The sequence below is a fragment of the Aliiglaciecola sp. M165 genome (assembly GCF_007197995.1).
Taxonomy (GTDB): domain Bacteria; phylum Pseudomonadota; class Gammaproteobacteria; order Enterobacterales; family Alteromonadaceae; genus Aliiglaciecola.
Genome location: NZ_VKKH01000002.1, coordinates 1 through 24,961, shown reverse-complemented (window position 1 = coordinate 24,961; position 24,961 = coordinate 1). Strand labels below are relative to the sequence as shown.

Genomic DNA, 24,961 nt, shown 5'->3' with positions numbered 1-24,961 from the left:
CCTTGGCTACTTGGTGATAGAAACTTCACTGATTAAAAATAATATCTCTAACTGCCGCACAGAGAACTTGTGAACCCCTCGAATTGACTTCTGTGTTACTTAATTTAGTTTTTTTGAACAACAACCTGTTATACCAATTCCATCAACTAGCGACTTAAAAACAAAACGAATTGTTGGGATTGACCTAATCTTGACGAAATAATCTTTTTTCTATAATCAAATAAAACTTTGGTTTGATGTTTGCTTAGTAATTGGGAGAGAATTGGATTCGCTGATTCATACCTTGATTGCAGGTCGAGGACGGTAAATATGTTTCTTTGCTCGTCTATTGGATCTAACCATTAATAGGGTAATTTGTGAAAAAATTTATTGTGCTAACCAATGGAAGAAGTGGCAGTAATTATTTGGTTGATGTCCTCAATCAACATCAAAGTGTATACAATTTTGGTGAAGTGCTTGGGCCTTGGAGTAAAAAACGCAAATTTAAAACGCTATTTAACATCAGTACTGAAGAAAACTATCTTGACTTCATTTACACAAGTCGCTTTTTTTTCTACATCTCACAACTATTTTATCTAACTAAAGATAGAGCATCATTCTCACCAAAAAAACGTCGATACGTTACCCACATTGGTATCAAAGACTTTGGAATCAATTTTCAACGCTTGAATCTTGGCAGTTGGCTCAAAGACAACACCGACGTCGCCGTTATTCATTTGTACAGACGAAATCAACTTGATCGCTATATCTCATTGTGTGCAATGCAAAAATCTGGAACGGTAATGTCAAAAGATGGCGCGCAAAAAAACAAATTATCAATTGATTGTATAGACTTGTTGCGAACATTATCTGTATACGAAGAAGAAATGGCCTATCAAACTCAGCTAGCATCACAGTTAAATGCTGAACGCGTTTACTCAATCGCCTATGAGGACTTGTTCATGACCAATCAAAAGCAAGCGCTGATAGATGGTATGTTCGAATTTCTAGGTTTGGGCACCATAAAAGTTACAGATCGACATAAAAAGATCCTATCTAACGATCTGTCTGACCGGATAGATAACCATAAAGAGTTAGTACTGGCTTTGAAAAACACACCGTTTGAAAAGTATTTGGGATGATTATGAGACTGGTTTTGGCATGTTTAATATCTGTTTTACCACTTAATAAGTTACGTTGTTTTTTTTACAACACCCTTCTGGGGTATCAGATTAAAAATTCCCATGTAGGATTTCTTGCAATTATAAATATTAACAAATTTGAAATCACAGACAGTCGTCTAGGAAAATTTAATTACTTTACCGGCCCAATGAAGGTGAAGATAGGCAAAGGAGTGAAGATTGGCTTTCGAAATAAATTTAATTGTGGCAAATGGGTAGCCAAGCGAGAAGGCTACAAACGCGAGTTGGTCGTCGAACAAGGCGTGCTGATCACAAATGGCCATCATTTTGACGTTGCAGGGAAAATTCAAATCGGCAAAGACTCTGTAATCGCGGGAATCAGTAGCCAATTTTGGACCCATGGAAATGGTGTTCAAGATCATGACATCGCGATTGGAAACAATTGCTACGTAGGAACATCATCAATTTTTTGTCCAGGCGCTCAGATTGCTGACAAAACCTTAGTGGGTGCAGGTACTGTGATAACTAAGGTATTCGAGGAACAAGATGTGCTTATAGTAGGTTCTCAAGGGCAGATTAAGCAGAGATGAATATTGATCGCCGAACGATGTTAAAAATGATGGGTGGGCTCATGGCCACGCCGTTCCTAGATCTTTTTGAATCTCAAGGGATAAAAGCACTGGCAGAAAAAAAGGGAATTTCATTTGGCTCATCTGTTGGGAACGAATTGTATCGAAACGCTAAGTTTCGTCGGTTTGTATTGCACCACTGCAAGGTATTGACTCCCGAAAATCAACTTAAATGGAAGGCCATTGTACAAGCAAATCAGTCTTACAATTTCCGTGCGGCAGATCGACTTTACGATTTTTGTCGATTTAATCATCTGGAAATGCGAGGTCATGCACTCATATTCGAGAAAAGTATGACTAACTGGATCGCTTCTTGTGGATGCGATGTTGAAAAACAAATTCATAAGCATATTAAAACTCTCGTTGCTCGTTATGAAAACGTAACATCTTGGGATTTGTTTAATGAGATTAGTGAAGACGATGGGGTAGGTGGGTGGTTGCGTAAAGATGCTTTGAGTCAACGTATGGGCATCAATTATGTTAAAGGTTTTACCGAAATGGCTAACCGTATCGGTGCTGGTAAAGAGTGGGTGGTCAACGAATGGGTAGGCCCGTACAAAGATAGATTTTTTAGGAAAAAACGAAAGGCTGTGCTTAATATGTTGGAGCACATGCGCGAAAAAGATATCGCAATACCGACTCTCGGTATCCAAAGTCACTTAAAATTCAGTCAAGAAGACTATGATCAAAAAGATTGGTTAGCGTTTTGTAAAAACTGCAAAGATTTAGGTTTTCAAGTCAAGATTACTGAGTTGGATGTTTCCCACGGCGCTAAAAAGCAACTAAATAATGATGCCTCTTATGTTGCGAAAAACTTGCAGCGGTATCTAGAAGATACCTTGTCGTTTGCCAATGTGAACAGCCTCGTTTGCTGGGGACTGGTTGACGCGTACTCTTATTCAATGTCTGATGATTTGTGGGAGCAGGTAAATTTTGGATCTGCACCATTTGCGAGCGACTATTCGCACGATATTTTGGGTCATGCTATCGTTTCAGCGTTGAATAATTGTCCTGCTTATGAAGGTATATCGGCGAGCTTATGAAGAAATCAGCTCCCTACCTAATTGAACTGAGCACTAAGGCGTTGGCGTTTGTTACGTCCATTTTATTGGCCTCCACTTTAGTTGTTGCAGATTTTGGTGAGTACACCTTCGTTAGAAGTTTTGTGTTGGTTGCCAGTACCCTGTTGTTATTTGGGTTACAAACCTCTGCGTTTAAATTCGCCAATCAATCCTATGCGCTTAAATCCCATTACACTAGGTTTTGTGTGGTTTTTATTCTTATAGGTGGTGCAGTTTTCTATGCATTGTTTGGATTCTTCGGAACCGCATTCTTACAAAAGTTTACGCATCCCATAGGGGACTTTATCCAATATCTGGTGGCTTTTGGTTTGATGAATGTGTTTTTTACCGTCTATTGTAAAGCCATCGGCAAGCCTTTATTAGGGTTCCTGTTTGCGTTCTTTATTGTCTTTGGATTTTCTGTCAGCGTTGGGGTCACCTACCTATTTTTCGAGATTACATTAACTTCGTCTTTGACTCAGTTTATGTGGGTGAACGGCATCGCTTTTGCTTCTGCCGTGGCGATACTAATTGCTTACGCAGGCAATGCCAGGCCATCTAAGCAGAAGTGGCCAGTGCGGCATTGGTTATCTGTTTCATCATCAATGTGGCTGTCAGGCTTTTTGCCGATTTTTTTGTTACAAGGGCTTGTGATCATTTTTGGCTTTTATTTCGAGCAACAATTACTTGGATATTTAGGTATGGCGATCTTAGTTGTTTCTAATTTGGCTATGTTTAAAGAGGTGAGTATTTCACTTTATTTACCTCGATTAATTACCCAATTTAGCCAACATCAAAGGCTTAATCAGGCTTTGTTGTTTCGTTGTATGTTGCTGGGAACGGTTCCGGTTCTGATGATTCTGTTATCTTTGAGATTGCTCGAAGCTACGTTGTTAGGATGGTTTGATGAAAAACTTGATCCTGTTGTGTTTGATTTCATTTATGTTCTCGGGCTTGGACAGCTAATGATGGCTGTTTATCAACCCATTTTTAGGTTTGTAGGTGCCATCGGTGAGCAAACTTTGATTTTGTTCATCAGTTTAGCCTTGTTGGTGCTTTTGATCGTCGCATACGGTTATTTTGGCGCAACCCAAAACGCTTTTTTAATGGTGGCGAGTAGTGCATTTGTAAGTGCTCTAGCTACCGTAATTGGAATGATATTGTTTCGTAGGAAATGGGATTACGCATTATGATTAATTTTATCGGAATAGGCGCTCAAAAGTGCGCGTCTTCATGGATTTATGAAGTACTAAAAAACAGTGAGCAAGTATGCGTATCTCAGACCAAAGAGCTTGATTTCTTCTCTTACTATTATGACAGAGGATATCAGTGGTACGAATCGAATTTCAGTGATCATAGTAGAGCGTTGACAGGTGAAATCTCTCCTTCTTATTTTTATAATTCTGATGTTCCTGAACGAGTCCACACCTATAACCCTGAAACTAAAATTATCTTGTCATTACGCGACCCTATTAAGCGAATGTACTCAAATCATTTACATGAAGTACGTGCAGGCAATATAAGTGGCAAAAATACTGTGTTTGAAAACGCGTTTGAGAACAACCCATTGTACTTGCAACAGTCTCAGTACGCAGTCCATATTAAAAAATGGCAGCAATATTTTCCGAAAGAAAAAATGCACATTGTCTTCCAGGAAGATGTGAAACGCGACCCGCAAAAGGTAAGTGATGAGATGTGCCAATTTTTTGAAATCGAACCACTTGATTTAGTCGAGGTTAATGCGGTCAACGCAAGCGTACAGAATAAAAATAAAGTGGTTGGTAAGGCGTTTGAATTAGGTGGTGATGTGTTGAGAAAACTGGAACTAAAAGGAGCACTTAATCAACTCAAGGAATCAAAGCTAGTCGGCACAGTGTACAACAAAAATAAAGTACATATCAGTGAACTTGTGGCACCCATGAAAGAGGAAACTAGAACACATTTACAAGCGTCGCTAGCACCTCAAATGGATGAGCTAAAAGCCTTGCTCAATATCGATGCACTGCCTTGGGAGAAGGAAACCGAATTAAAATGAAGGATATCATTGATACGATCGTGATAATCGGAACTCAGCGCAGCGGTACGACGTGGTTAATGCAGGTGTTGTCGCAAGAACCAACTTTTCGAGTCTACGGCGAGGTGTTTAGAGAGATTCGGTCAGATCAGTTTAAGGGCGACCCCGCACTACGGCCTAATATGTTTTATTTAGAGTATTGCGAAGCCAAGCAAGACAAGTCGCCCATGTCTTATGTTAGCGAGGTGTTAGCTGAACCAAATAAAACGACCGTATTGAAACTTATGTATGATCAAGTTAGGAGGGCGCCTCGTTTACGTAAATTGTTGAGTGCCCCAAACGTATTGGTCGTCAATGTTGAACGAATCAACATTTTTGAAATCGCGCTTTCCAAATCAATTGCCCGCTATACAGGGGTTTACCACTCCACAGGAGACAGTCAGGTAAAAGAGTTTTCTCTTCCTTACCAAACCGTCTATCGCTTAATGATGCAAGAGAAGATAAAACAAATCATTTGCCCACCGTTGGTAAAATGGTATTCCAAACACTATTACTATTTCAGTTATGAGGAATTAGTGAGCAATATCTCTTTGATTCAAGATGCACTGACTCAGTATTTTTCACGTTCGCTAGTCATCTTTGATGCAAAATCTACCAAATGGAAAAAGACAAGTCGGTCTAATAAGTACAGTGCGATCAAGAATTTTGACGAAATCAATTCTCGCCTAAGTCATAGTGTGTTTAGGGAGTACGTAAAGTGAAAATTCTATTAGTCTCACCAGGTGGCGACAAATTTGGTGGTGGCATGGGTACGGTCACCAAAAACATTAAAGATTACATTGAAAACAGCAGTTCCGATGAGGTAAGAGTATTTGATTCCAGAGGAGAAGTGGGCTTCGCTTTGTCATTTTTATTCTTCTTTAAAGCACTGGTGGGTGTATTCAGTGAGTTATTATTTTCTAAACAGCCCACTTTACTGCATATCAACGTGTCTGAGCGATTCAGTTTTGTGCGCAAGGCTGCTTTTATTGCATTAGCGAGAGGTTTTAAGGTAAAGACTATTCTGCATCACCATGGGGCTGAGTTAATTCCGTTTTACGAAGGCGCTAGTCCTCTAAAGCGCCGCATCACGGAATATTGCATCACTCGTACTGATTGTAACCTCGTGTTGGGAGAAAAATGGCGTAGATTTATTATTGAGTCGGTGCCAAATCATGCGCCTATAGAAATTCTGTATAACGCCGTGCCACGAAAGGTTGTGGCCGACGGAAAAAGTTCGGCGATGTCGCTGTCTATGATTGCTAACCTGTCTGAACGCAAAGGCGTTGTGATCATGCTTGAAGCCATTGCCAAGGTTAAGAACTCCTTGGATGTGCGTGTTGATTTTCTCGGTGGCGGTGACACCGAGAAGTATGCCCTGAAGGCTAAGGCTCTCGGTGTTGACCACTTGTGCCATTTTCACGGCTGGTTGGCCCGTGACAAAGCCCTATCAATCATGTACCAGTCTCATGCACTTGTCCTTCCCTCTTATGATGAGGGGTTGCCAATGGTCATTCTCGAGGCAATGGCGCAAGGTGTGCCAGTGATTTGCACTCCTGTTGGCTCTATCGGCGAAGTTTTTACTCATGAAAAAGAATGCCTGTTTGTCGATGTTGGCAGTGCCGATTCTCTTGCTGAAGCAATACTTCGTTTGTTGTCTGATAGCGAGTTGCAGCAGCAACTTGTGGACAACGCCACCCAGACCTATGAGCGTCAATTCTCAATTGAAAACTACATGTCATGTTTAGAAAACATTTACCAAAAATTGTAGGTCTAGGCGTCATTTGTTTGTGTTTTGTCAATCCTGCATGGGCTGATAACGTTAATATCTTGATGCTAGGTGACTCGATCACTCAAGGAGGTAAGAAGCCAAATGAATTCAGTTATCGATATTCTTTGTTCCAATTGTTAGTTGATGAGCATATCTGTTTCGATTTTGTCGGAACACGAAATCACCCACATAAAGCTGGGTTTATATGGCCCAAATACAAAGGTTTGAAATTTGATCGAGATCATGAGGGATATTACGGGATTACAACCAAAGGGTTGTTAACCAAAATAAAGCACAAGCAAAATCAATGGAAAGCTGCAGATATTGTTTTACTGCATATTGGCACAAATGATCGAAAATCGGATACTTTTCAGGTTGACGTTGTGGCGCCGTTGAAACAGATAATGGAAGAACTGCGAACACTTAACCCTAACATTCTGATATTTGTATCTTTACTTAACCAAAACTATGGGAACATTGATGGTGTAAGAAGCGCGTTGCAACAAGCAATCACCTGGGCACAAGGGCGAGGTATGCGAGTCTTTCCAGTGCAACACAATATTGGATGGACAGAGCGCCCTAATTTGGAAAATTCTGACACCCTTGATTGGGTCCATCCTAACATACGAGGTCAGAATAAAATGGCATCAGTTTGGTTTAAAGAAATGGAAAAACACTATGCATTCTCACGTAACTGCCGACGCTGAGCAACTACCATTAGTATCAGTTGTTATTCCTGTATACAACCGAGAAGAAGAAATTACAGGTGCGATTAAAAGCCTTAATCAGCAGACTTATCGGCACTTTGAGGTGATATTTGTCGATGATTATTCTACCGTACCTTTATCAAACACCTTATCCCAATTAGATTTGTTTATAAATTTTCCTTTTGAAGTTTTACGCAACAAAGAAAATAGCGGCGTTTCCTATTCACGAAATCAAGGCGTGCGAGCAGCAAAGGGGCAATTCATAGCCTTTCTCGACTCAGATGATCAGTGGTATGACACTAAGCTGGAACGTTGTGTTGACGCGTGTTTAGTTCAGCAAAAATCTACTTTCTGCATGAGCAAAACGCGAGTTTTGAGAGATGGTTATGAAGAAATTGTGCCTAAAGCAAATATTGAGCAATTTGCTTCTGGCGAGAACTATTTGTTTGTACATGGGCATTTTGCTCAGGTCAGTGCGTTTTTTCTAAGCAGCGACTTGGCCAAATCAATTAAATTTGATGAATCATTAAGTCAATACGAAGATTTTCTGTATTTTATCCATGGGTTTAATAGCGCTGAGCAAATCGTGTTCGTGGATGAGACGCTAGTCGTTTGGAATGATGAGTCGAGTCAGGGAAGATTGAGTCAAAATAAAGCATACAACCAAGCTACTACTTTTATTGACCTGGTTTCATCTGATTTAGCTCGCAAGGATATGGCCTGCTTCTATTTACGCTATGTTATACCTTATTACTTTTACCAAGACATCCGTTATGCGCTTGCCTGCGTTTATCGCGCATTGATTCAAAGTGAAATGTCTAAAAAAGCTATTTTGTGGATGACATTTAAAGGTGTAATTGGGGACAAAGTTATAACTGCAATACGAGGCGCGGTGAAGAGATGAAAGACTTGGCGCAAAATATTCATGTATTTGATACGTCGACTCAGGCACTTGATGAAATTGAGGCTATGGCTAAAAACGCCGGCGTTAACATTGTGTCATTCGTCAATGCCCATGCCTGCAATATGTCAACCAAGTCTCCGGATTTTGAGCATGCGCTGTTGAATTCAGATCTACTTTTGAGAGATGGGATCGGTACAAAAATTTTACTCAAGTGTTTTTCTAGAGCCGCAGGCGCTAACTTGAATGGCACAGACCTAATCCCACTAATTCTTGCCAGGCTGTCAAATAAGCGAGTGGTATTTATCGGTACCCAAGAGCCTTACATTTCTGAAAGTGTAGAGGTGTGTAAGAATCAAAATATCAACGTTATCGGTTATATGGATGGGTTTGGCAGCAATCCAACAATGTTAAGATTTGTTGAGAAACATGCGCCGGATATTGTTATTCTTGGGATGGGCATGCCCAAACAGGAATTGTTTGCTATGTATTTAAAAGACAATTTTCAACAAGATCTCTTAATCGTTAATGGCGGAGCTATTTTCGATTTTTTGGCAGGGCGTTTTAATCGTGCTCCAGCGTTTTTCCGTGATAACGGGTTAGAATGGTTTTATCGACTTATAAATGAACCTAGACGTTTGTTTCAGAGGTATGTGTTAGGAATTCCAATATTTTTTATTAAAGTAATATATGCTCGATTTATCCAGTAGTTTTAGGAAACTGATATATTTAACCTTTGTCGTGTCGCTTTTTTTGTCGACCGGCGCTGTTGTGGATTTCTTAATATCTGGAGCCTCTGTAAGGGAACAGCTCGAAGAGGGGAACAGCCAACTGCGCATGATACTGTGGTTACCCATATATTTATCTTGCGCGGTGATCACGGTTGTATACTTTCGAAAAATCCGACATTTTTTTGAACAAAATTTAGCATTTTTGACGCTCTTAGGGCTAGCTGTAATATCTTTCAGCTGGTCGGCACTCCCAAGCTTGTCGCTGTATAGTTCTTTGCAACTTGTTTTGTTGAGCTGTTTTGCCATCGTTGTGGGATACACCTATTCTATCGAATTTATTCTCAAGCAAATTTTTTATGTCTTTCGGCTAATCATTATATTGTCCTTTCTGTTTGTCATTTTACTGCCAGAATACGGCATTTCTGTTTACGTCGGAGAAAATGCATTTCGAGGTGTTTTCCCTGAAAAAAACAGACTGGGGCAAATTCTGGTCTATTTTTTCTGTTTAAACTTTGCGTTTTTTGAGAAAAAAGCGACGAGCATTTTATCTCTGATTATTGCCACTATTCTATTGTTGGGGAATGGGTCTGCTACTGCATTAGTGCTCATTTTATTGTTGCCCTTACTCGTGCGGTTTTCCCCCGTTTTTTATGGTGACCGCGATAAAATCATGGTTAATTCCTTTTTTGTTGTCATGATTATTTTGATGGTAACGGTGTTCATCATGTTTACCTATGAGTACTTCTTGATGTTATTAGGTAAAGACCCGACCTTAACCGGAAGAACTGAGCTATGGGCGTTGGGTTTAGACTCGGTGATGCAGAAACCGCTATTGGGTTTTGGTTACAATTCGTTTTGGAAATACGATGGTGGTATGGGAGGCGAATACATTCGCTACATTCTGACGTGGGGGCCAATGAGCATGCACAATGGTTGGTTTGAAACGCTGCTGCAATTGGGAATGGTCGGCTTTGGGATAGCTCTATTTGTTTATTTTAAGTTGGTAAGGCTAGTCGTTACCGCGATGAACTATTCAGGATTGGAAAAAACCTCTAAATGCCTGTTTTTGTTCGTTACGGTTTATTTTGTCTGGACACTCATGCAGCATATTATTCTTCGTCACCAGGAATTCAGCCATTTTCTGTTTGTCATATTGCTTTCGTCGCTAACGGCTTACAAGTATGCAGTGGAGAATGAATCGAGTTCTACATCCTCTAACAGTCAACTGTCTGTTGATTCGTAAAATGAAGGTGAGCGCCTATTTTGTAATGCGTCATTTAAGGCGTTATCTCGCAAGGACTGATGCTCATATGTCACCTTTTTGAACAGCTTCCCCTAGTCACGTTGATGGAACTTTACCGTTTCACCGTTCGCGCGAAGCAAGCTAGCGTCTACATTTTTACAATTTTTATCTACTTTAAGTAAACCAATCGCTGAACCATTATAGAGCGTTCGAATTTTTTGCTTCCCCGGTTTACGGTGTTTGATTGTCATATTTCTGCGTTGAGTGAACCAGTTTAACGGCGATCTTGGCCCATAGAGGATGCGATTGAGCCGATCAAACCAACGTATCAAGGTGTCAGGGAATTCGTTTTTGATCCCGCTACTGGTTATTTGGGTAATGTGTGGACTATTACGCCGAAACTTTAGGGTGATGTCGTATACGAATGAATAATGTACATCCCCTGATAAAATGACAAAGTTAGGTGGTGTTTTGTAATGGCGGAATATGTTGAGAATGACACTTGCTGTGCCTTTATGTGCCATCCAATTTTCAGCGTCAACGACAAGAGCTTTGCCAAAAAACGTAAATATTCGTTGCACAGTTTCAATCAGTTTTACGCCAAAAATGGGTGCAGCCGAGACCATGATGACAGAGGGTTGGTTGATGAGTTCTTGTTGTAAATCACACAACGCTTCCCAGTCCATTAATCCTGAAGGTTTAACTAAACTGGACTCTGAACGCCAGCGTTGGGTTCGTGTATCAAGAACAACAATCTTTGGCGCTGTATCAAGGGTGTAATGCCATTGATCCCAATGAAGAATGGCATCAATAGTTTCATCGTGGTTAATAAGCCCTGAATCTGTGAAATGGCTCGACAATTTTTCTGTCAGAGGAGAGATTTTATCAACGTCATTGCCCCAGCCCTGACACAACCAATAACCAAGTATGGCATTGCCAACAATTCGTTTGGCAAACGGATGGTTGTATACAGCGTCTTCCCAGCCACGAGTCAGATTCCAGTCGTCGGTCACATCATGATCATCGAATATCATGTAGACAGGTATGTGCGCCAATGCGCGTCGAACGCGATAAAGCCCTTGGCTGAATGCTTCTATGTCAGCCTTCTCTTGCGCAAATTTTTCTTTAAACTCGTCGGCAATATTTTTATCAGACATTATGGCGGTTTGCCACATTTCAGGTGACCAAACCAGAATGTACATCGCAATCACTTCTGCCAGACTAATCAAATGATTGTTGGCATTAACCGACGTGAAAATAGGCTTTTTCTTGGCGGCAAAAAAGTATGACATAACCGTTTCGCTGGCAACATCATCAGGCAACAACATAGGGCGTTGATAATAGCCATGCTCGTGCTCTGTCAGCTTCGCACTGTTTTCCAACCCTTCTAACGGTAAGTCTTCGTGGAACAAACCTAACTGGTCGATAACATTATGAATGGCGCAAAGGGTCGGCCCAGCGACGTCATCGATATACACTTGGTCGCCGCTTAAGATCAGCATGTCAGGTTGGTCAGATGGATTATTGAAGGCGTTTTTGAGTGTGTCATCAACCGCGAGTAAACCATCGTCACTTTGATGGTGTGGTTTTCGACATGAACCATGTAGTAAATTCGATATCTCACTTTTGAACACAAAACTCATACAACTATGCTGTTCATATAAAATGTCTTTCAAAGAAACACTGGCAGAGGTTTCCTTTCCAGATTGGTCGACGGTTATAACATCATAAAAATAACGATCTCCGTTGATTAACTTCGATTCAGGTTGAACGTGTAAAACTTGAATAAAGGCTCGTTCGCCAACTTGCACTGACTGGTGTTGTGTTGAGTTTAACTCCTGTTCAAACAAACACGCACCGTGGGTGTCTTTTAATACCAATTTGATTGGAGATAAGACAGAGGTGACAATCCAGACTGTGATCCCTGACTCATTGACTGCACGTAAAATTGGGCCGGCAATAATTTTAGGTATCGGCGTTTCACTACAGGCGGTGTGAACATGGGATTTTTCTGTTGATTGAGAAGTTTTGTTATTAGATTCGTCAGCCAAGATATCAATTTGTTTTTGTTCAAACTTAGTTCAAGTCTGCACTATGCATGGCAAGGTGATCAAATAGTTTTCTGAATTACTTGATCTTGCCCGAGCTTCACTTTATAAATCCTGTCTGTCATGTGTATAGGAATCTCATGAAAAAACACTACCTTGGTTGGATTGTTCTGACCTTAACCGTCCTTAGTGGTTGTTCAAATAATAAAGTTGAGTCGACTTACATCAGTGTTAAAGGGCAATGGCTGGTGGAGACCAACGGCGATGTCATGCTTAACCCTCAAACTTCTGGATTGAAGCTTTGGCGCGACAAATTACTCAGTGTGTCAGACGCCAGTGCCGATGTTTCACAACAACTACAATTGCATGTCATTTCTAAAGATGATGCAAGGGTGGCCTCAAAATCGTTGCCGATGCAGATGTCAGCAAGGGTGGGGCAAAGTTGTTTTGGGCCCTACTTAAACGACTCTCCTGACTTGGAAGCCTTGGCTGTGGATCCCAGAGACGATAGGGTGATATTGGTCGTTACCGAAGATGCGACCCGCAGTGTCGGCATGTCACAAGAATGTCAGCTACGATTTAACAACAGCGGCTCAACGGATTATCCCACAGTATTGATCCGCCTGGAGCTGCAGGATGACAATACTCTGTTAATGACTCACGCAAGGCCGCTTCAGTTCGCTTCAGAATATAGTATTGGTAACTTCCCTAATGACGGTGTGGAAGCATTGGCTTTTTCGCCTGACGGTACTTTGTATCTCGGGCTGGAAAAAGACATCACCAATCATGCAAGAATTTTCTCTTTGGCCATCAATGACCAATTTTGGTCGACGGATGACTTTGCCCAAGTCATAGATGAAAAGTTTGATATTCCACAATTCGATTCAGGTACGCATCCAATTAATGGTATGGACTATTTGCAAGTTCCTAATCATAAAGGGTTTCTCGTTGCCGCTGCACGCAATGACAATCAACTTTGGATCATTGATATAGAAAAACAACGTTCAACTAAAGTTGTTCCATTACAGTTTTTAGCACCAACAAATTCCCAAGATAAAACATGCCCAGACTATGAGCTTATGGACAATTCTTCTCTAGAAGGTGTAGCAATCAACGGCGATACGATTTGGATGGTGAATGACCCATGGAAACGACACTACCTTGACAACGTGGTGTGTGAAACGAATCGTTCGCGTTATGAAAAGTTTGCACCACTGTTGTTTTCAATGCCCATTCAACCAAACTGGTTAAACTAGGAAAACATGCCCGCCGATAATTAACGGGCCAATGGGTTAACTTTTTAAGCGACTAGCAAAATTCTTTTTAAATTTAGCTAATTTTGGTGCCACAACCATATTGCAGTATTGGTTTTGCGGATTGTTGCTGAAATAGTCCTGATGATAATCTTCCGCTTGGGTGTAGTTGTTAATCTCTACAACTTCAGTTACGACAGGTTCAGGCCAGATATTTTCTGCTCCAATTTCTGCAATGATTTTCTCAGCTTCCGCCTTTTGAGCATCATCATGGTAGAATATTGCGCTTCGGTACTGGGTGCCAACGTCATTCCCTTGTTTGTTGAGCTGCGTAGGGTTATGCAGCGCAAAAAAGATTTCCAGCACGTCGCGATAAGTTAATTTGTCTGCGTCAAAATTGACTCGTACTACTTCCGCATGTCCCGTGTTTCCGGAGCATACTTGCTCGTAGGACGGGTTATTGGTGTGTCCGCCGGCGTATCCAGAAAACGCCGATTCAACACCTTCAACACTGTTAAACGCAGACTCAATGCACCAAAAGCACCCCCCAGCAAGGGTTGCATGTTGAATATTAGCCATTTTCTTTCCTTTTCTTTTTTACCCACAAAGGGATTCGTACACATCGTTACTACACAACATGGTTGCGTAAAGTTGAAAGTTCAAGTCATCCAGCAAGCTAACTTTTACGTATTCATTGCAAACCTTAGATAAAAAAGTGTTTACCAAATGGTTTATCGCTTGATTGACCCTTTTCAATTAGAACGGAAAGAACCGAATTGAAGTTCAAAATATTTTATGACAGCTATTGCCCCTTGTGCATGATTGAAATGCGCAAATTAAAGTCATTGGATGTGCACTCCACTATTGAATTTGTGGACATACAGGCTCCAAAATTTAGCACGGATTATCCTAACTTAGACTGGCAAAGGTTAAACGACCGAATACATGCACAATTGCCAGATGGCACAATGGTAACTGGCCTGGATGCAACACATGAGGTGTGGAAACAAGTGGGCAAAGGTTGGGTCTATGCGCCGCTGCGCTGGCCGCTCGTTCGATGGTTTGCTGATCGGGTTTATAACGTCTTTGCCAGGCACCGGTATCGAATATCGTTCTGGTTGACTGGCAAACCGCGTTGCAGCAGTTGCCAGCCTTTATCGGAAGATCCCTCTCTTTGCACTACTGAATCGTTAAAATCACAAGCGAAAAAAGAGGCTTAAATGCAATCATCGACTACCCATTCACATGCTTTAGTCATCGGTGCAACAGGAGGGATTGCCAGGCAATTGCTTGAACAACTTATCGCCAGTGGTCGCTATAAAAAGGTCTTTGGCGTGACGCGCTCGCCCGATAGAGGTGATGTGGCTGGCGTGGAATACTTATACGCCGATAGCCAGTCAGAGCAAAGCATTCAAGCGGCAGTGCAACACGTCCTCCCATTTGGCCATTTCGGTCTGGTGATCTGTTGTATTGGCGCATTGTCAGGCCATCAAAATGGCGTCGAACTGTCTCCAGAAAAGCGCCTTGAAGATATCACTAGTGAGCAATTGCAAAGTTATTTGTTAACAAACACCATTGGCCCCATGTTGTGGATTAAACATCTTATGCCTTTAGTAAAAGGTGCAAGCAAGAGCCAGATCGTATTGTTTACCGCAAGGGTTGGTAGTATCTCTGACAATAAATTGGGTGGTTGGTATGGCTATCGTGCCAGCAAAGCAGCATTGAATATGCTGATCAAAACCGCCCAAGTAGAATACCAAAGACGGGCAAAAAACGTTGAGTTTGTCAGCTACCATCCAGGAACGGTTGACACCAAACTGTCCAAGCCATTTCAGGCAAATGTACCCAAAGAAAAACTATTCAATGCTGAATTTACTGCCAAGCAGCTATTAACTCACCTCCAAACGCTAAATATAGAGCAATCGCCACACTACATAGACTGGAACAACCAACCCATACAGTGGTAAGTTTACAGCTTATTAACAACCTTTATGGTCTCAAGCGAAGACATTTTTACTTTTCGCTGATACCATCTTGCGCAATCAAAATATAATAAAAAAAGGAAAATACTATGGCAGCAAGCCGCGAACAGTTTGGTTCTCGTTTAGGTTTTATTCTTGCCGCTGCAGGTTCAGCAGTTGGCATTGGTAACATGGTGGGATTTCCCGTTGCCGCAACCAAAAACGGTGGCGGTGCATTTTTAATAATGTACGCCGTGTTTGTTGTACTGATTTGCTTACCTGTCATGTTGGCAGAAATGTCAGTTGGCCGTCACAGCCGCAAAGATCCGCTAAACGCCTATGTGTCGATGACGGACAAAGAGCCCCATTGGCGATTGGCCGGCTGGTTGTCGATCATCACACCATTTATGATTGCGGTATTTTACCTGGTAATTACTGTGTGGATCTTTGGATACTTATTCCAATCTGTTACCGGTAACCTAGATGCCCTGGCAGATCCAGCAACCTTTGGCAATTTTATTCAATCCTCTGAACTGTTCATTTACATGGTTGCGGTCCTGGCGGTGGTGTACCTTATTTTGCAAGGTGGCGTAAAACAAGGCATTGAAAAAGCCGCTAAAGTGATGATGCCAGCATTGTTTATTATGCTCATAGGCTTAGTAATTTTTGTCCTAACTTTAGATAACGCCTTTGCTGGTGTGCAATATTATTTGGTGCCAGATTTTAGCAAAATTGACGCCTCAGTGGTCAGTGCTGCGCTGTCTCAGGCCTTCTTCTCACTGTCTCTAGGTATGGGCATAATGATCACTTATGGCTCTTATCTGGACAGTAAAACTGATGTTCCAGGGTCTGCTAAATTTGTCGCATTGGCTGACACTGCGGTAGCCTTTATTGCTGGCCTTCTCATACTTCCTGCCGTATTTTCATTTAATCCAAATACCAATACTGCTGATTTGAGTGATTCATCAGTAGGGATGATTTTCACCTTCTTACCGAAGATATTTTTAGCACTGCAAGCATCAATCGGTTATATCGGTGCGAGTGTAGTGGCGAGCTTATTCTTCTTGTTGGTGTTTTTTGCAGCGATCACGTCTTTGGTTTCGATTTTTGAAGTACCGGTTTCGGCCTTTATGGAATCTAAAAGGGCCAGTCGTAAAAAGGCACTAGGTATAATGGGCTTATTGTTGGTGGTTACCTCAGCAATTGCTTCGATGTCTTTTGGTATTTGGGACCCTGTAACTGCCTTCGTAAATTACGCTGGTCAAACGAAATCACTGTTTGATGTGATTGTAGATGTGTTCTACGACACCATATTGCCACTGAACGGGCTATTGATATGTTTGTTTGTTATTTACCGTTGGAAAAAGCAGAATTTCAATCATGAACTGGATCAAGGCTCACCGAGTTATGAAGGGAGTCTGTTTGAAAAATATGTAGATTTTTCAGTTGGAACCTTCATCCCAGTCATCCTGTTTTTGGTGTTCATTAACACGGTTGCGCTCAAGTATTTTGGTGAGGCAATAATAGGTTAATTTACTGCGAAATCATTTCTGCTCGCCAATGCGAATGACTTGTGCATTGGTGAGCAATTTTCATGCTTACAACATATCGTAAGGGCTGGAAAATTCCAGGTTCAATCCTAAGGTTTTCAAGGTAAATTCGCAGTTAATTGACTTACCTGCTTCTTCACTGGTTGTCGGTCTGAAGCTAGGAAGGGGTAACCCCATTTTTTCTGCCGCATCAGAGTAATAGTTGGCCCGAGTAGGGTGTTCAATAGCGCACAGGTGCAATGTGTGTCCATAGATTTCGTTTTCACAAATCGCTTGTATTGCGTTAATAACGTCTTTCCTATGCACCAAATTAACTACCTGTTGTCCGTTTTCGATGTTTTGTCTGCCAGATAAACTGCGCGCAGGGTGTCTATCTTCACTAACCAATCCTGCCAATCTTAAAATGCAAGCTTGATCAGAAAAGACCTTGCGCAGATGCTTTTCTATTTCAACGTGGGCTTTAGCGCTGGTTGTTGCAGCGTCAGTCTCAGAATACTCATAAACCGTTCGGGATTGGTTGCCATAGACTGCGGTGGTACTGACAAAAATCACATGAGACGTGCCACACATCTGTGCCTCAGAAACTAGCGCCTGCATGTTATTAATAAAAACAAAGGGCTCATAGGATTTTCTGCCTGGGGGAATATTAATGATCAGGACGTCACTACTTAATAGCGAAACTACCTCTGGAGAAGCTAAATCGTCTCCCAATTGATAACATTGACTTTCGATGCCTTGCGCTTGCAGTGCATTCACTCCATCGACTGAACGCTTTGTGGCCACTACATCGTGGCCAGCTTCTATCAAACGTTTTGCAAGTGGCTGTCCTAGCCAGCCACCGCCAATGATCGTTATGTTCATTTTATTTCAATTTTTTTCCATGAGAATCAATTGAGATAATATTCAAACCAGAAAGTTCTTTTACTGAGGCCTGAAGGTTGTTTTCTACATAATCGACGCCAGCCAACTGAGAACACAAAGCATCCGCTTTTATTTCAAGTTCCTCGGCTTGTGATTCGATACGTTGTTCGATATCTGCCGCAAAGTCTTCCATATTGGCTTCGAAACTATCTGTATCGCCACCGTTAAACATCATTTTAGTGCCAATGGCAACGAGCAAATGACCAATTGAAGACATAACAACTTCTTCAATCGCTTCTTCAAATTCGTTTTCCCATTGCGGACCAAATACTTCGCCATCGCTGAAGTGTGTAGAGTCTAGTCTGATGCTGCCATCTTCAGCATAAAAGTTGTATTGAATTTTATCTTTGATTTCGTCCAGCTTGTCGTTGATGTTATCCACTGCACTTGAATCGGTCCCTAACAAATTACCAAATACCTCAGTCACTGCTGTGCTGGCAATTGCCACACCATCTAATGCAATATCAGCTACGGCAGGCACTGCGCTGTATATTCCGTCATAGTAACTCGACATCCAGTTTTGCTGTTCGGCGTTTAACAAAACCTCATCGCCATTCACGTAAACCACTTCGCCAGCTTCGATACGGATCACATCTTTATCTTCGGTGGTTATGGTAAGTACTTCATCAATCAAGGAAACCTGACCGTCAATGTTGATATTGCAACTGTCGTGGTTATTGCCTGCAAAAGCAGTGGTGGAACAAAGGGCGATACTTGCTGCGATCAGAGTCTTTTTCATGTTGAATTCCTTTACGACCTAAAAGGTCTGGTTTAATCACTTGTTAAATGTACTTGTTAAACTGAGCAATACTTAGACCAATATCGAAAAAGATTTATTAAACAGTAAGTTATATAAATAACTTTTAAAAAGTACGTAACCTTCTTGTGACATAATTGCGACTCTTTACTAAAAGTTAGTGAATTTCACCACTAATTAGAAAAAGATAATTGTTACACGGATTGATTTAGATCATTCCCCAAATCACTGATTTTGGTGCATAATATAACAAGTCTATTATATTGGTATTGGAAAGAGCATGTTAGAAGCGATCTTATTTGGGTTGACCGTATTTTCTTTTGTTATTGGCGTAAGCTGCGTCATCATGGGATTTATCCCTTCTCCAGCAGGAGGAATGCGCGAAAAAGTTGAATACAGTTTCTTTGGTGTGACTGGTTTAGTGATTGGATTGTTATTGTTAATAGCGCTCATGTGGTAAATACCTTTACTTCAAATATTCGAACGCGGTGGACGGTTGAACGGCACCGCGTTTTTCTTTTTTACGGCTTCCTGGCATTTGTGCAAATTTCGTATGTTCTTTATACAACTGAGCTTTCGACTCTCTATTTCACTTTATATCTTAGTCTTATCGAGTAAGATATTTTAAATCTCTTTGGAATCTGCACAAAAATGACCGAAAAATTTAAAGTTCCCCATACCCTTATCTTATTACTTTCGATGATGTTAGTTGCCTATCTGGCCACCTGGCTTGTTCCACAAGGTTTTTTTGAGACGGTTACTTTAGAAAATGGCCGCCAGGCGGTCGTTGCGGGTACCTATGCACTTTCAGACGATCAGATCCGCCTCTCACCCATGGACTTTTTGGTGGCGATACCAAGAGCATTAGCCGCAGCACAAGATGTGATATTTTTTGTATTTATCGTAGGCGGCGTGCTTGCAATCGCACGTTCAACCGGAACCATTGATGCGCTCATTGGTAGCTTATTGGAACGTTTTGGTCACAAGCCTCAATTGCTTATCTTTATGGTGGTTTTTACCTTTGCAATGGCATCAGGTGCGATTGGTACTGCAGGGGAGTACATACCCTTTGTGTTGATCTTGGTTGGCCTGTGCAAAGCCATGCGGCTCGATGCGATGACAGCCGTTGGCATGGTTGTTACAGGGTATGGCTTTGGATACGGCGTATCGGCATTTAGTCCTTTTACAGTGATGGTGGCCCAGCAAGTCGCTGACGTACCCTTGTATTCAGGCATCGAATTGCGACTGGCGATATTTGTTCCTTTTGTCTTGATTGGCTTTCACCACGTTTGGCGTTATGCAAAAAAAGTGCAGCAAGACCCGGCCAATTCAATGACTGCCAATCTTCCTTGTCCGTTAGGCACAGCAGAAACAGAGGATTATCCTGTTCTCAATACGCGCCATAAATTAATCTTGTTTGGTCTGGTTGCGACCATTGCTACTGCGGTTTGGGGCATTTCGCAAAAAGGTTGGTATCTCTATGAGCTGGGAGCGATGTTCATTTTGTGGGGCATGTTTACTGCCATTGTCGGTCAACTTGCAGCAGATACTGCTGCGAATAAATTTATCGAAGGGGTGCAAGATCTCGCTACTACCGCGATTTTGATTGGTGTGGCGCGAGGGATTGCGTTAATCATGGAAGATGGACAAATACTGCACACGCTGGTCTACGGAATGTCAGCGCCACTGTCTCACCTTGGTGCAGAATTGGCGGCTGTGGGAATGTTTATCATGCAAACCATTCTTAACCTGTTTATTCCATCTGGAAGTGGCCAAGCCTATGTCACCATGCCATTGATGGCGCCAGTAGGGGATCTGATTGGGGTTAATCGTCAAATTGCGGTACTTGCCTATCAATTTGGTGACGGCTTCTCAAACATGATCATTCCGACCAATGCAGTACTTATGGGGATCATCGGGATGGCAGGGGTGCCTTATCACTTATGGTTTAAGTTCTGCTTCCCATTAATTATCAAGCTGATGCTGGCCGCGTCTTTGGTGTTAGTACTGGCTGTTGTCTTCGATTACGGTGCTGATGTGCAGCCTGTTATTACCGCTGTAGATTTACCGATGCAACTGATAACTAGCTGATGTTTTCGTGGGATAACAACAAAAAAGGGTGCCAATGGGCACCCTTTCAATATTAAAACGTTAACTTAGGCTTTTTTAGCAGCTAGCTTAGCAACAACGTCAGTCAAAGCGTCGATTTTAGCTCTGTTTTAGCTTGTTTACTTTTACCAGAATCAAGCGGTTTGTGTTACCATTTCCTTCTTTTAAGTCGATGTGCTTAAAGCTGTTGTTTACAATCGTTAAAAGGACTTAATTTTGAGCTGTATTAAATTTCCTCTTATCTCATTCGTGCTTTCCCTTTCAATTGTTTCCGCTTCACTAGTAGCATCGGACGATCCATTGCATTTTCGTCAATGGCAATTCGAAGGAAATAGTGTTGACTCAGATCCAGGTGGTTACAGGTTTGGTGTTTTGGAAACAGAGAATGCACTTGGCCAAGGGGAAGAAAACGTTGTAATGATTATATCCTTTGGGTCTCAAACTAGTCACGAAGACCTACAGCAAGCCTTTTGGAACAATGCTAATGAAGTACCAAATGATGGCGTTGATAATGACTCAAATGGCTATATAGATGATGTTAGCGGCATTAATATAGCAGATCAAAATGGAGACTTGACCGACAATGATGGTTGGGGAACAAGCTTGGCGGGTATTATTGCCGCTCAATCAAATAATGGCTTGGGGATTCGCGGTATTTCCCCTGCAACAAAAATAGTTTCCTGTAAAGTACCTGATAATTTTAATGCGCAGCCGATAATTGACAATGTCGCTGTTATTGAAGAGTGCGTTGATTATGCCATTCAATTAAAAAACAACGGCGTCAATTTATTTGCAATCTCAATTTCGTTTTCCATTGGGCCAGGCTTTTACACGCCAGAAACAGAAGATGCTGTCAAACTTCTACTCAGCTTATCGGACAAAATAGAATCGAATGACCTTTTATTCATAAGCGGAATGACAAATACACCTGACTACGACGGGGAACACTTGGATTTCATGCCTATCTTCCCCTTTTCATTGCATAGCCCTAACATAGTATCAGCATCTAGACTCAAAAGAGGATTGTCTACATATGGCAACTACGGCCGATCTGCTACGACTTCCATCGTTGTTGAAGACACGATATCAACAGTACCTTTTGAAAAGTATGTTTCTAATGGAGACTATGTTTTAGAAGTTACCCCAGCTAGTTCCAATGTCACGGTTTCTGATTGGATAAATATAATAGAACATCCCGACGACTCAGAGGCAATGACTTGGCACATTGAACCATTGGCAAATAACGGAGGGCGCTCTGAAATCGTTCTCCCTGCTATTAATCTTGCTGAACTGAATACATCTAAGCTACTCATTGATGTCAGTCTCAAACGAATTAAGCGGGTGAATAGCCTAAACCCTAACAGACATCCCATTTATACCGATAGCGTAGGTTTTGTCAATCTGGAATTCCGGGTCGTTGGTACTGAAGAATGGCAAATTTTTACTAATGGTTTTGCCAAAGCGCGCGGGATTTGGGACCTATATACCGCCGAGCTCGATCTAAGTAATTATTATTTTCCCCCAATTTTAAGTGACTCAGTTATCGAATTAAAATTAGTGATTTCAGGCGACGAGACCTATGTAGATAGATTTCATGTTTGGGAAGAGGACAATGGGCTCTGGGTTGATGGTTATGATTATGTAGCGCCCGGTAATCCGGGAGAAGGAATTCTCACCGCAATGGCTGCGGTGATAAAGTCACACAACAATGATTGGCCTGCCTGGAAAATTGCCAATGCATTGGCTTCTGGTGGATCATACGAAGAATTTTTCCCAAATTACAGATATCCAATAAATATAGCCGGGAAGGATCTCTTGACGCTATCCGGAAACAATCAGGGCGCCCTTGATTGTGAAAATAAAGTGATTCAAAGAAGGTTACTGCCATCAAATAACCATACTAACTATGCTGTTGTGAACGAGGCTTTTAAAGTCAAAACGAAAAGTATAAATTGTGAGCAACCAGGGGAGCAGTACACCTATACCGATTCTATAACTGGTGATACTTTCCAATCGCGCGACGACGGTTTGGAATTTGACGTACACGCGAATGATGGCATGGGAATTCTAACTTTTTCTTCAAGCACTCCCAGAGACATCACTCTAACTAATCCTCTTGATTACGATTTAAACCTCATTGTTTTAAATGAGTATCAACCTGTCTCAGAAATAACAGCTGAATGGGTGGTTATTGATAGAAACGTAGATGAACAATTAGGTCAGTGGGAAAATAGCCCCGTTGAATTAAGGTTAGGTGGGGTGACTACCGATATCAGTAAATCGTTCAGTTTCAGCAGCGGCACACAACGTTACGGGCTAGTGACATCTGAAAGCCCTTTCTTACTTGTAGATTCTTTAAAACAGAAAGACGCTAGGTTAAAGCAACAAACTAAACAACCAGAAGCAACAAATAACGCAGCTAAGGACCTCGCAAACTCTAACCCAGTGATAGTAGAGCATTCAAATAGTCACTATGACGATAGTGTATTCGTAGACAAACACCTCAATTCGGTGCGCATTTATGCTGCTCCAGTCAAACTTGACTCATACGCATCGAAACGCGAATGGATAAAAGGGGAAGCTCCCAACCGAAACATCATCGTTGCATTTGGCGATTTCATTCAAATTGTACTCCAGGAGAATGAGGGCTCTATTCAATTTAATTTTGGTAGTCTTCCAGCAGATCTTGAAGGTGAAGTTTACGAAATTGGTATCGAGGTTGGTCTTCAATATAGGCAAAAACGTAGCATTACTTTGACGTCAAACACTTCCTATTTTATGGATCTGGATTCAGATGGTGATGGTTTATTAGATAGCAATGATCATGACAACGACAATGACGGCGTTGATGACAATAATGATATTTTTCCTTATTTAGCTGACGAAAGTAGAGACTTTGATCGTGACGGTTTAGGCGATAATGCAGATTCTGACGACGACAACGATGGCGTTTTAGATGCAGAAGATGCGTTTCCCTTTGATACTGACAACGATGGTTTTAACAACGACACAGACAATGATGATGATAATGACGGTATTAACGATGATTCGGATTTGTTTCCACTAGATCCATCGGAAAGCGCCGACTTTGATGGTGATGGTGTTGGGGACAATGCTGACCGTGACGATGATAACGATGGTGTTGAAGACGAAGAAGATAGTTTTCCATTTAACCCTAGTGAGAGTTTAGATTCTGATGCCGATGGAATAGGCAACCATGCTGATATTGACGACGATAGTGATGGCATTTTAGATGCCGAAGACCTTTTCCCATTAGATACCGATAATGATGGAATGGATAATCGTAACGATACTGATGATGATGGTGACGGAACGGAAGATTTGGTAGATGACTTTCCATATGATCCATCAGAAGCAACGGATACGGATGGGGACGGTATTGGTAATAATTCGGATGCAGACGATGATGGTGATGGTACTGAGGATTCCGTCGACGCTTATCCATTAGATTCAAGAGAATCAGCGGATACAGATGGTGATGGTATAGGTAATAACTCGGATGCAGACGATGATGGTGATGGGGCAGAGGATTCAGTCGACGCTTTTCCTTTAGATCCAACAGAAACGACGGATACAGATGGGGATGGTACAGGGAATAACACGGATACGGATGATGATGGAGACGGATCAGAAGATTCAGTAGACGCTTTTCCATTGGATCCAACTGAAACAACAGATACCGATAGAGATGGTATTGGAAATAATAAAGATGAAGATGACGATGGTGATGGAACTCCAGACGTTCAAGACGCGTTTCCACTAGATAGTTCTAGGGCGTCTTCACAAGCCCCCGTTCAAAATCAGAGTGAGAGCGGAGGAGTATTAGCTCCTTTATATGTAATTTTAATTATCTTCTTGTTGGTATATAGACGTTCTTATTACATTAAAAAGGAAATGTCGGCTAAATATTAAGTTGCAAATTTTTGCTGATTAATATCAATTATAATTTATTTTGGTATGGGCTGGCTCAAGCTAAAGTTGTTAGTGACTAGTCCTGAAATAGGTTGACACTTATTTCACATTAAAGCGCTCGATGAACTTCATCGGGCGTTTTGTATTTTAAGGCCAGATGCGGCCTTCTTTGATTATATATCTGTATTGATTCTTCCACCATCTTCTTAGCA

Annotated in this window: 23 protein-coding genes; 18 read left to right on the top strand and 5 right to left on the bottom strand. The window is 41.6% G+C overall.

Annotated features, from left to right (window positions below):
• Positions 1 to 356 precede the first annotated feature (356 nt).
• From FM019_RS02310 to FM019_RS02260, 11 genes are all read left to right on the top strand, one after another.
• Positions 357 to 1,121: a sulfotransferase domain-containing protein gene (locus FM019_RS02310; RefSeq protein WP_143834295.1), complete on the top strand. Its 765-nt coding sequence runs from the start codon at positions 357 to 359 to the stop codon at positions 1,119 to 1,121.
• 212 nt (positions 1,122 to 1,333) lie between these two features.
• Positions 1,334 to 1,711: an acyltransferase gene (locus FM019_RS20775; protein ID WP_185969161.1), complete on the top strand. Its 378-nt coding sequence runs from the start codon at positions 1,334 to 1,336 to the stop codon at positions 1,709 to 1,711.
• Positions 1,708 to 2,793 carry an endo-1,4-beta-xylanase gene (locus FM019_RS02300; protein WP_143834293.1) on the top strand — a complete coding sequence of 362 codons (1,086 nt, stop codon included), beginning with the start codon at positions 1,708 to 1,710 and terminating at the stop codon, positions 2,791 to 2,793. Before FM019_RS20775 ends, FM019_RS02300 begins: the two co-directional genes overlap by 4 nt.
• Positions 2,790 to 4,004: a hypothetical protein gene (locus tag FM019_RS02295; RefSeq protein WP_143834292.1), complete on the top strand. Its 1,215-nt coding sequence runs from the start codon at positions 2,790 to 2,792 to the stop codon at positions 4,002 to 4,004. The genes FM019_RS02300 and FM019_RS02295 overlap by 4 nt, the downstream gene beginning before the upstream one ends.
• Entirely contained in the window at positions 4,001 to 4,846 is an 846-nt protein-coding gene (locus FM019_RS02290; RefSeq protein WP_185969160.1) for a sulfotransferase domain-containing protein, read from the top strand. The genes FM019_RS02295 and FM019_RS02290 overlap by 4 nt, the downstream gene beginning before the upstream one ends.
• Positions 4,843 to 5,586, top strand: a complete 744-nt coding sequence (locus FM019_RS02285; RefSeq protein ID WP_143834290.1) for a sulfotransferase — start codon at positions 4,843 to 4,845, stop codon at positions 5,584 to 5,586. Before FM019_RS02290 ends, FM019_RS02285 begins: the two co-directional genes overlap by 4 nt.
• Positions 5,583 to 6,635 (top strand): glycosyltransferase family 4 protein, encoded by a 1,053-nt coding sequence (locus FM019_RS02280; RefSeq protein ID WP_143834289.1) that lies wholly within the window; start codon positions 5,583 to 5,585, stop codon positions 6,633 to 6,635. Before FM019_RS02285 ends, FM019_RS02280 begins: the two co-directional genes overlap by 4 nt.
• A complete protein-coding gene (locus FM019_RS02275) occupies positions 6,605 to 7,342 on the top strand; it encodes a GDSL-type esterase/lipase family protein (protein WP_143834288.1) in 738 nt (245 codons plus the stop codon). The genes FM019_RS02280 and FM019_RS02275 overlap by 31 nt, the downstream gene beginning before the upstream one ends.
• The gene (locus FM019_RS02270) at positions 7,314 to 8,246 is read left to right on the top strand and encodes a glycosyltransferase family 2 protein (protein ID WP_143834287.1); all 933 of its coding nucleotides are present in this window, start codon (positions 7,314 to 7,316) and stop codon (positions 8,244 to 8,246) included. The genes FM019_RS02275 and FM019_RS02270 overlap by 29 nt, the downstream gene beginning before the upstream one ends.
• Positions 8,243 to 8,953 carry a WecB/TagA/CpsF family glycosyltransferase gene (locus tag FM019_RS02265; protein WP_143834286.1) on the top strand — a complete coding sequence of 237 codons (711 nt, stop codon included), beginning with the start codon at positions 8,243 to 8,245 and terminating at the stop codon, positions 8,951 to 8,953. Before FM019_RS02270 ends, FM019_RS02265 begins: the two co-directional genes overlap by 4 nt.
• 277 nt (positions 8,954 to 9,230) lie before the next feature.
• Positions 9,231 to 10,217 carry an O-antigen ligase family protein gene (locus FM019_RS02260; RefSeq protein ID WP_185969159.1) on the top strand — a complete coding sequence of 329 codons (987 nt, stop codon included), beginning with the start codon at positions 9,231 to 9,233 and terminating at the stop codon, positions 10,215 to 10,217.
• A gap of 92 nt (positions 10,218 to 10,309) precedes the next feature.
• Here FM019_RS02260 and FM019_RS02255 read toward each other — a convergent pair whose 3' ends face one another.
• Entirely contained in the window at positions 10,310 to 12,190 is a 1,881-nt protein-coding gene (locus FM019_RS02255) for an alkaline phosphatase family protein (protein ID WP_143834917.1), read from the bottom strand.
• A gap of 215 nt (positions 12,191 to 12,405) precedes the next feature.
• Here FM019_RS02255 and FM019_RS02250 point away from each other — a divergent pair, with 215 nt between their 5' ends.
• Positions 12,406 to 13,521 (top strand): esterase-like activity of phytase family protein, encoded by a 1,116-nt coding sequence (locus tag FM019_RS02250; RefSeq protein ID WP_143834284.1) that lies wholly within the window; start codon positions 12,406 to 12,408, stop codon positions 13,519 to 13,521.
• 36 nt (positions 13,522 to 13,557) lie between these two features.
• Here FM019_RS02250 and msrA read toward each other — a convergent pair whose 3' ends face one another.
• Positions 13,558 to 14,097, bottom strand: coding sequence for a peptide-methionine (S)-S-oxide reductase MsrA (msrA, locus tag FM019_RS02245; RefSeq protein WP_143834283.1), 540 nt, complete (start codon positions 14,095 to 14,097; stop codon positions 13,558 to 13,560).
• Between the two features lie 197 nt (positions 14,098 to 14,294).
• Between msrA and FM019_RS02240 the strand changes: the two genes are divergently transcribed.
• From FM019_RS02240 to FM019_RS02230, 3 genes are all read left to right on the top strand, one after another.
• Positions 14,295 to 14,738 carry a thiol-disulfide oxidoreductase DCC family protein gene (locus tag FM019_RS02240; protein ID WP_143834282.1) on the top strand — a complete coding sequence of 148 codons (444 nt, stop codon included), beginning with the start codon at positions 14,295 to 14,297 and terminating at the stop codon, positions 14,736 to 14,738.
• A complete protein-coding gene (locus tag FM019_RS02235; protein ID WP_143834281.1) occupies positions 14,739 to 15,485 on the top strand; it encodes an SDR family NAD(P)-dependent oxidoreductase in 747 nt (248 codons plus the stop codon). It abuts the gene before it with no gap.
• A gap of 104 nt (positions 15,486 to 15,589) precedes the next feature.
• The gene (locus FM019_RS02230; protein WP_143834280.1) at positions 15,590 to 17,011 is read left to right on the top strand and encodes a sodium-dependent transporter; all 1,422 of its coding nucleotides are present in this window, start codon (positions 15,590 to 15,592) and stop codon (positions 17,009 to 17,011) included.
• A gap of 66 nt (positions 17,012 to 17,077) precedes the next feature.
• Here FM019_RS02230 and FM019_RS02225 read toward each other — a convergent pair whose 3' ends face one another.
• Positions 17,078 to 17,890 carry an SDR family oxidoreductase gene (locus FM019_RS02225; protein ID WP_143834279.1) on the bottom strand — a complete coding sequence of 271 codons (813 nt, stop codon included), beginning with the start codon at positions 17,888 to 17,890 and terminating at the stop codon, positions 17,078 to 17,080.
• Position 17,891: 1 nt separating this feature from the next.
• Positions 17,892 to 18,689: a DUF2884 family protein gene (locus tag FM019_RS02220; protein WP_143834278.1), complete on the bottom strand. Its 798-nt coding sequence runs from the start codon at positions 18,687 to 18,689 to the stop codon at positions 17,892 to 17,894.
• A 298-nt stretch (positions 18,690 to 18,987) separates the two neighbouring features.
• Between FM019_RS02220 and FM019_RS02215 the strand changes: the two genes are divergently transcribed.
• The 3 genes from FM019_RS02215 (at position 18,988) to FM019_RS02205 (ending at position 24,749) form a co-directional block, all read left to right on the top strand.
• The gene (locus FM019_RS02215; protein ID WP_143834277.1) at positions 18,988 to 19,167 is read left to right on the top strand and encodes a hypothetical protein; all 180 of its coding nucleotides are present in this window, start codon (positions 18,988 to 18,990) and stop codon (positions 19,165 to 19,167) included.
• A gap of 191 nt (positions 19,168 to 19,358) precedes the next feature.
• Complete coding sequence (locus FM019_RS02210; protein WP_143834276.1) at positions 19,359 to 20,798, top strand: YfcC family protein; 1,440 nt, start codon at positions 19,359 to 19,361, stop codon at positions 20,796 to 20,798.
• A gap of 234 nt (positions 20,799 to 21,032) precedes the next feature.
• Positions 21,033 to 24,749 (top strand): S8 family serine peptidase, encoded by a 3,717-nt coding sequence (locus tag FM019_RS02205; protein ID WP_143834275.1) that lies wholly within the window; start codon positions 21,033 to 21,035, stop codon positions 24,747 to 24,749.
• A 109-nt stretch (positions 24,750 to 24,858) separates the two neighbouring features.
• Here FM019_RS02205 and FM019_RS02200 read toward each other — a convergent pair.
• Positions 24,859 to 24,961: integrase core domain-containing protein (locus tag FM019_RS02200; RefSeq protein ID WP_143834274.1), on the bottom strand; the 103-nt coding region annotated here is incomplete at its 5' end.

Bases quoted from the DNA above. Each gene is read 5' to 3' on its own strand.
- FM019_RS02290 (WP_185969160.1), top strand. From the start codon at position 4,001: ATGATTAATTTTATCGGAATAGGCGCTCAAAAGTGCGCGTCTTCATGG.
- msrA (WP_143834283.1), bottom strand. From the start codon at position 14,097: ATGGCTAATATTCAACATGCAACCCTTGCTGGGGGGTGCTTTTGGTGC.
- FM019_RS02270 (WP_143834287.1), top strand. From the start codon at position 7,314: ATGCATTCTCACGTAACTGCCGACGCTGAGCAACTACCATTAGTATCA.
- FM019_RS02210 (WP_143834276.1), top strand. From the start codon at position 19,359: ATGACCGAAAAATTTAAAGTTCCCCATACCCTTATCTTATTACTTTCG.
- FM019_RS02230 (WP_143834280.1), top strand. From the start codon at position 15,590: ATGGCAGCAAGCCGCGAACAGTTTGGTTCTCGTTTAGGTTTTATTCTT.
- FM019_RS02225 (WP_143834279.1), bottom strand. From the start codon at position 17,890: ATGAACATAACGATCATTGGCGGTGGCTGGCTAGGACAGCCACTTGCA.
- FM019_RS02295 (WP_143834292.1), top strand. From the start codon at position 2,790: ATGAAGAAATCAGCTCCCTACCTAATTGAACTGAGCACTAAGGCGTTG.
- FM019_RS02235 (WP_143834281.1), top strand. From the start codon at position 14,739: ATGCAATCATCGACTACCCATTCACATGCTTTAGTCATCGGTGCAACA.
- FM019_RS02275 (WP_143834288.1), top strand. From the start codon at position 6,605: ATGTTTAGAAAACATTTACCAAAAATTGTAGGTCTAGGCGTCATTTGT.
- FM019_RS02300 (WP_143834293.1), top strand. From the start codon at position 1,708: ATGAATATTGATCGCCGAACGATGTTAAAAATGATGGGTGGGCTCATG.
- FM019_RS02265 (WP_143834286.1), top strand. From the start codon at position 8,243: ATGAAAGACTTGGCGCAAAATATTCATGTATTTGATACGTCGACTCAG.
- FM019_RS02250 (WP_143834284.1), top strand. From the start codon at position 12,406: ATGAAAAAACACTACCTTGGTTGGATTGTTCTGACCTTAACCGTCCTT.
- FM019_RS02220 (WP_143834278.1), bottom strand. From the start codon at position 18,689: ATGAAAAAGACTCTGATCGCAGCAAGTATCGCCCTTTGTTCCACCACT.
- FM019_RS02285 (WP_143834290.1), top strand. From the start codon at position 4,843: ATGAAGGATATCATTGATACGATCGTGATAATCGGAACTCAGCGCAGC.
- FM019_RS02215 (WP_143834277.1), top strand. From the start codon at position 18,988: ATGTTAGAAGCGATCTTATTTGGGTTGACCGTATTTTCTTTTGTTATT.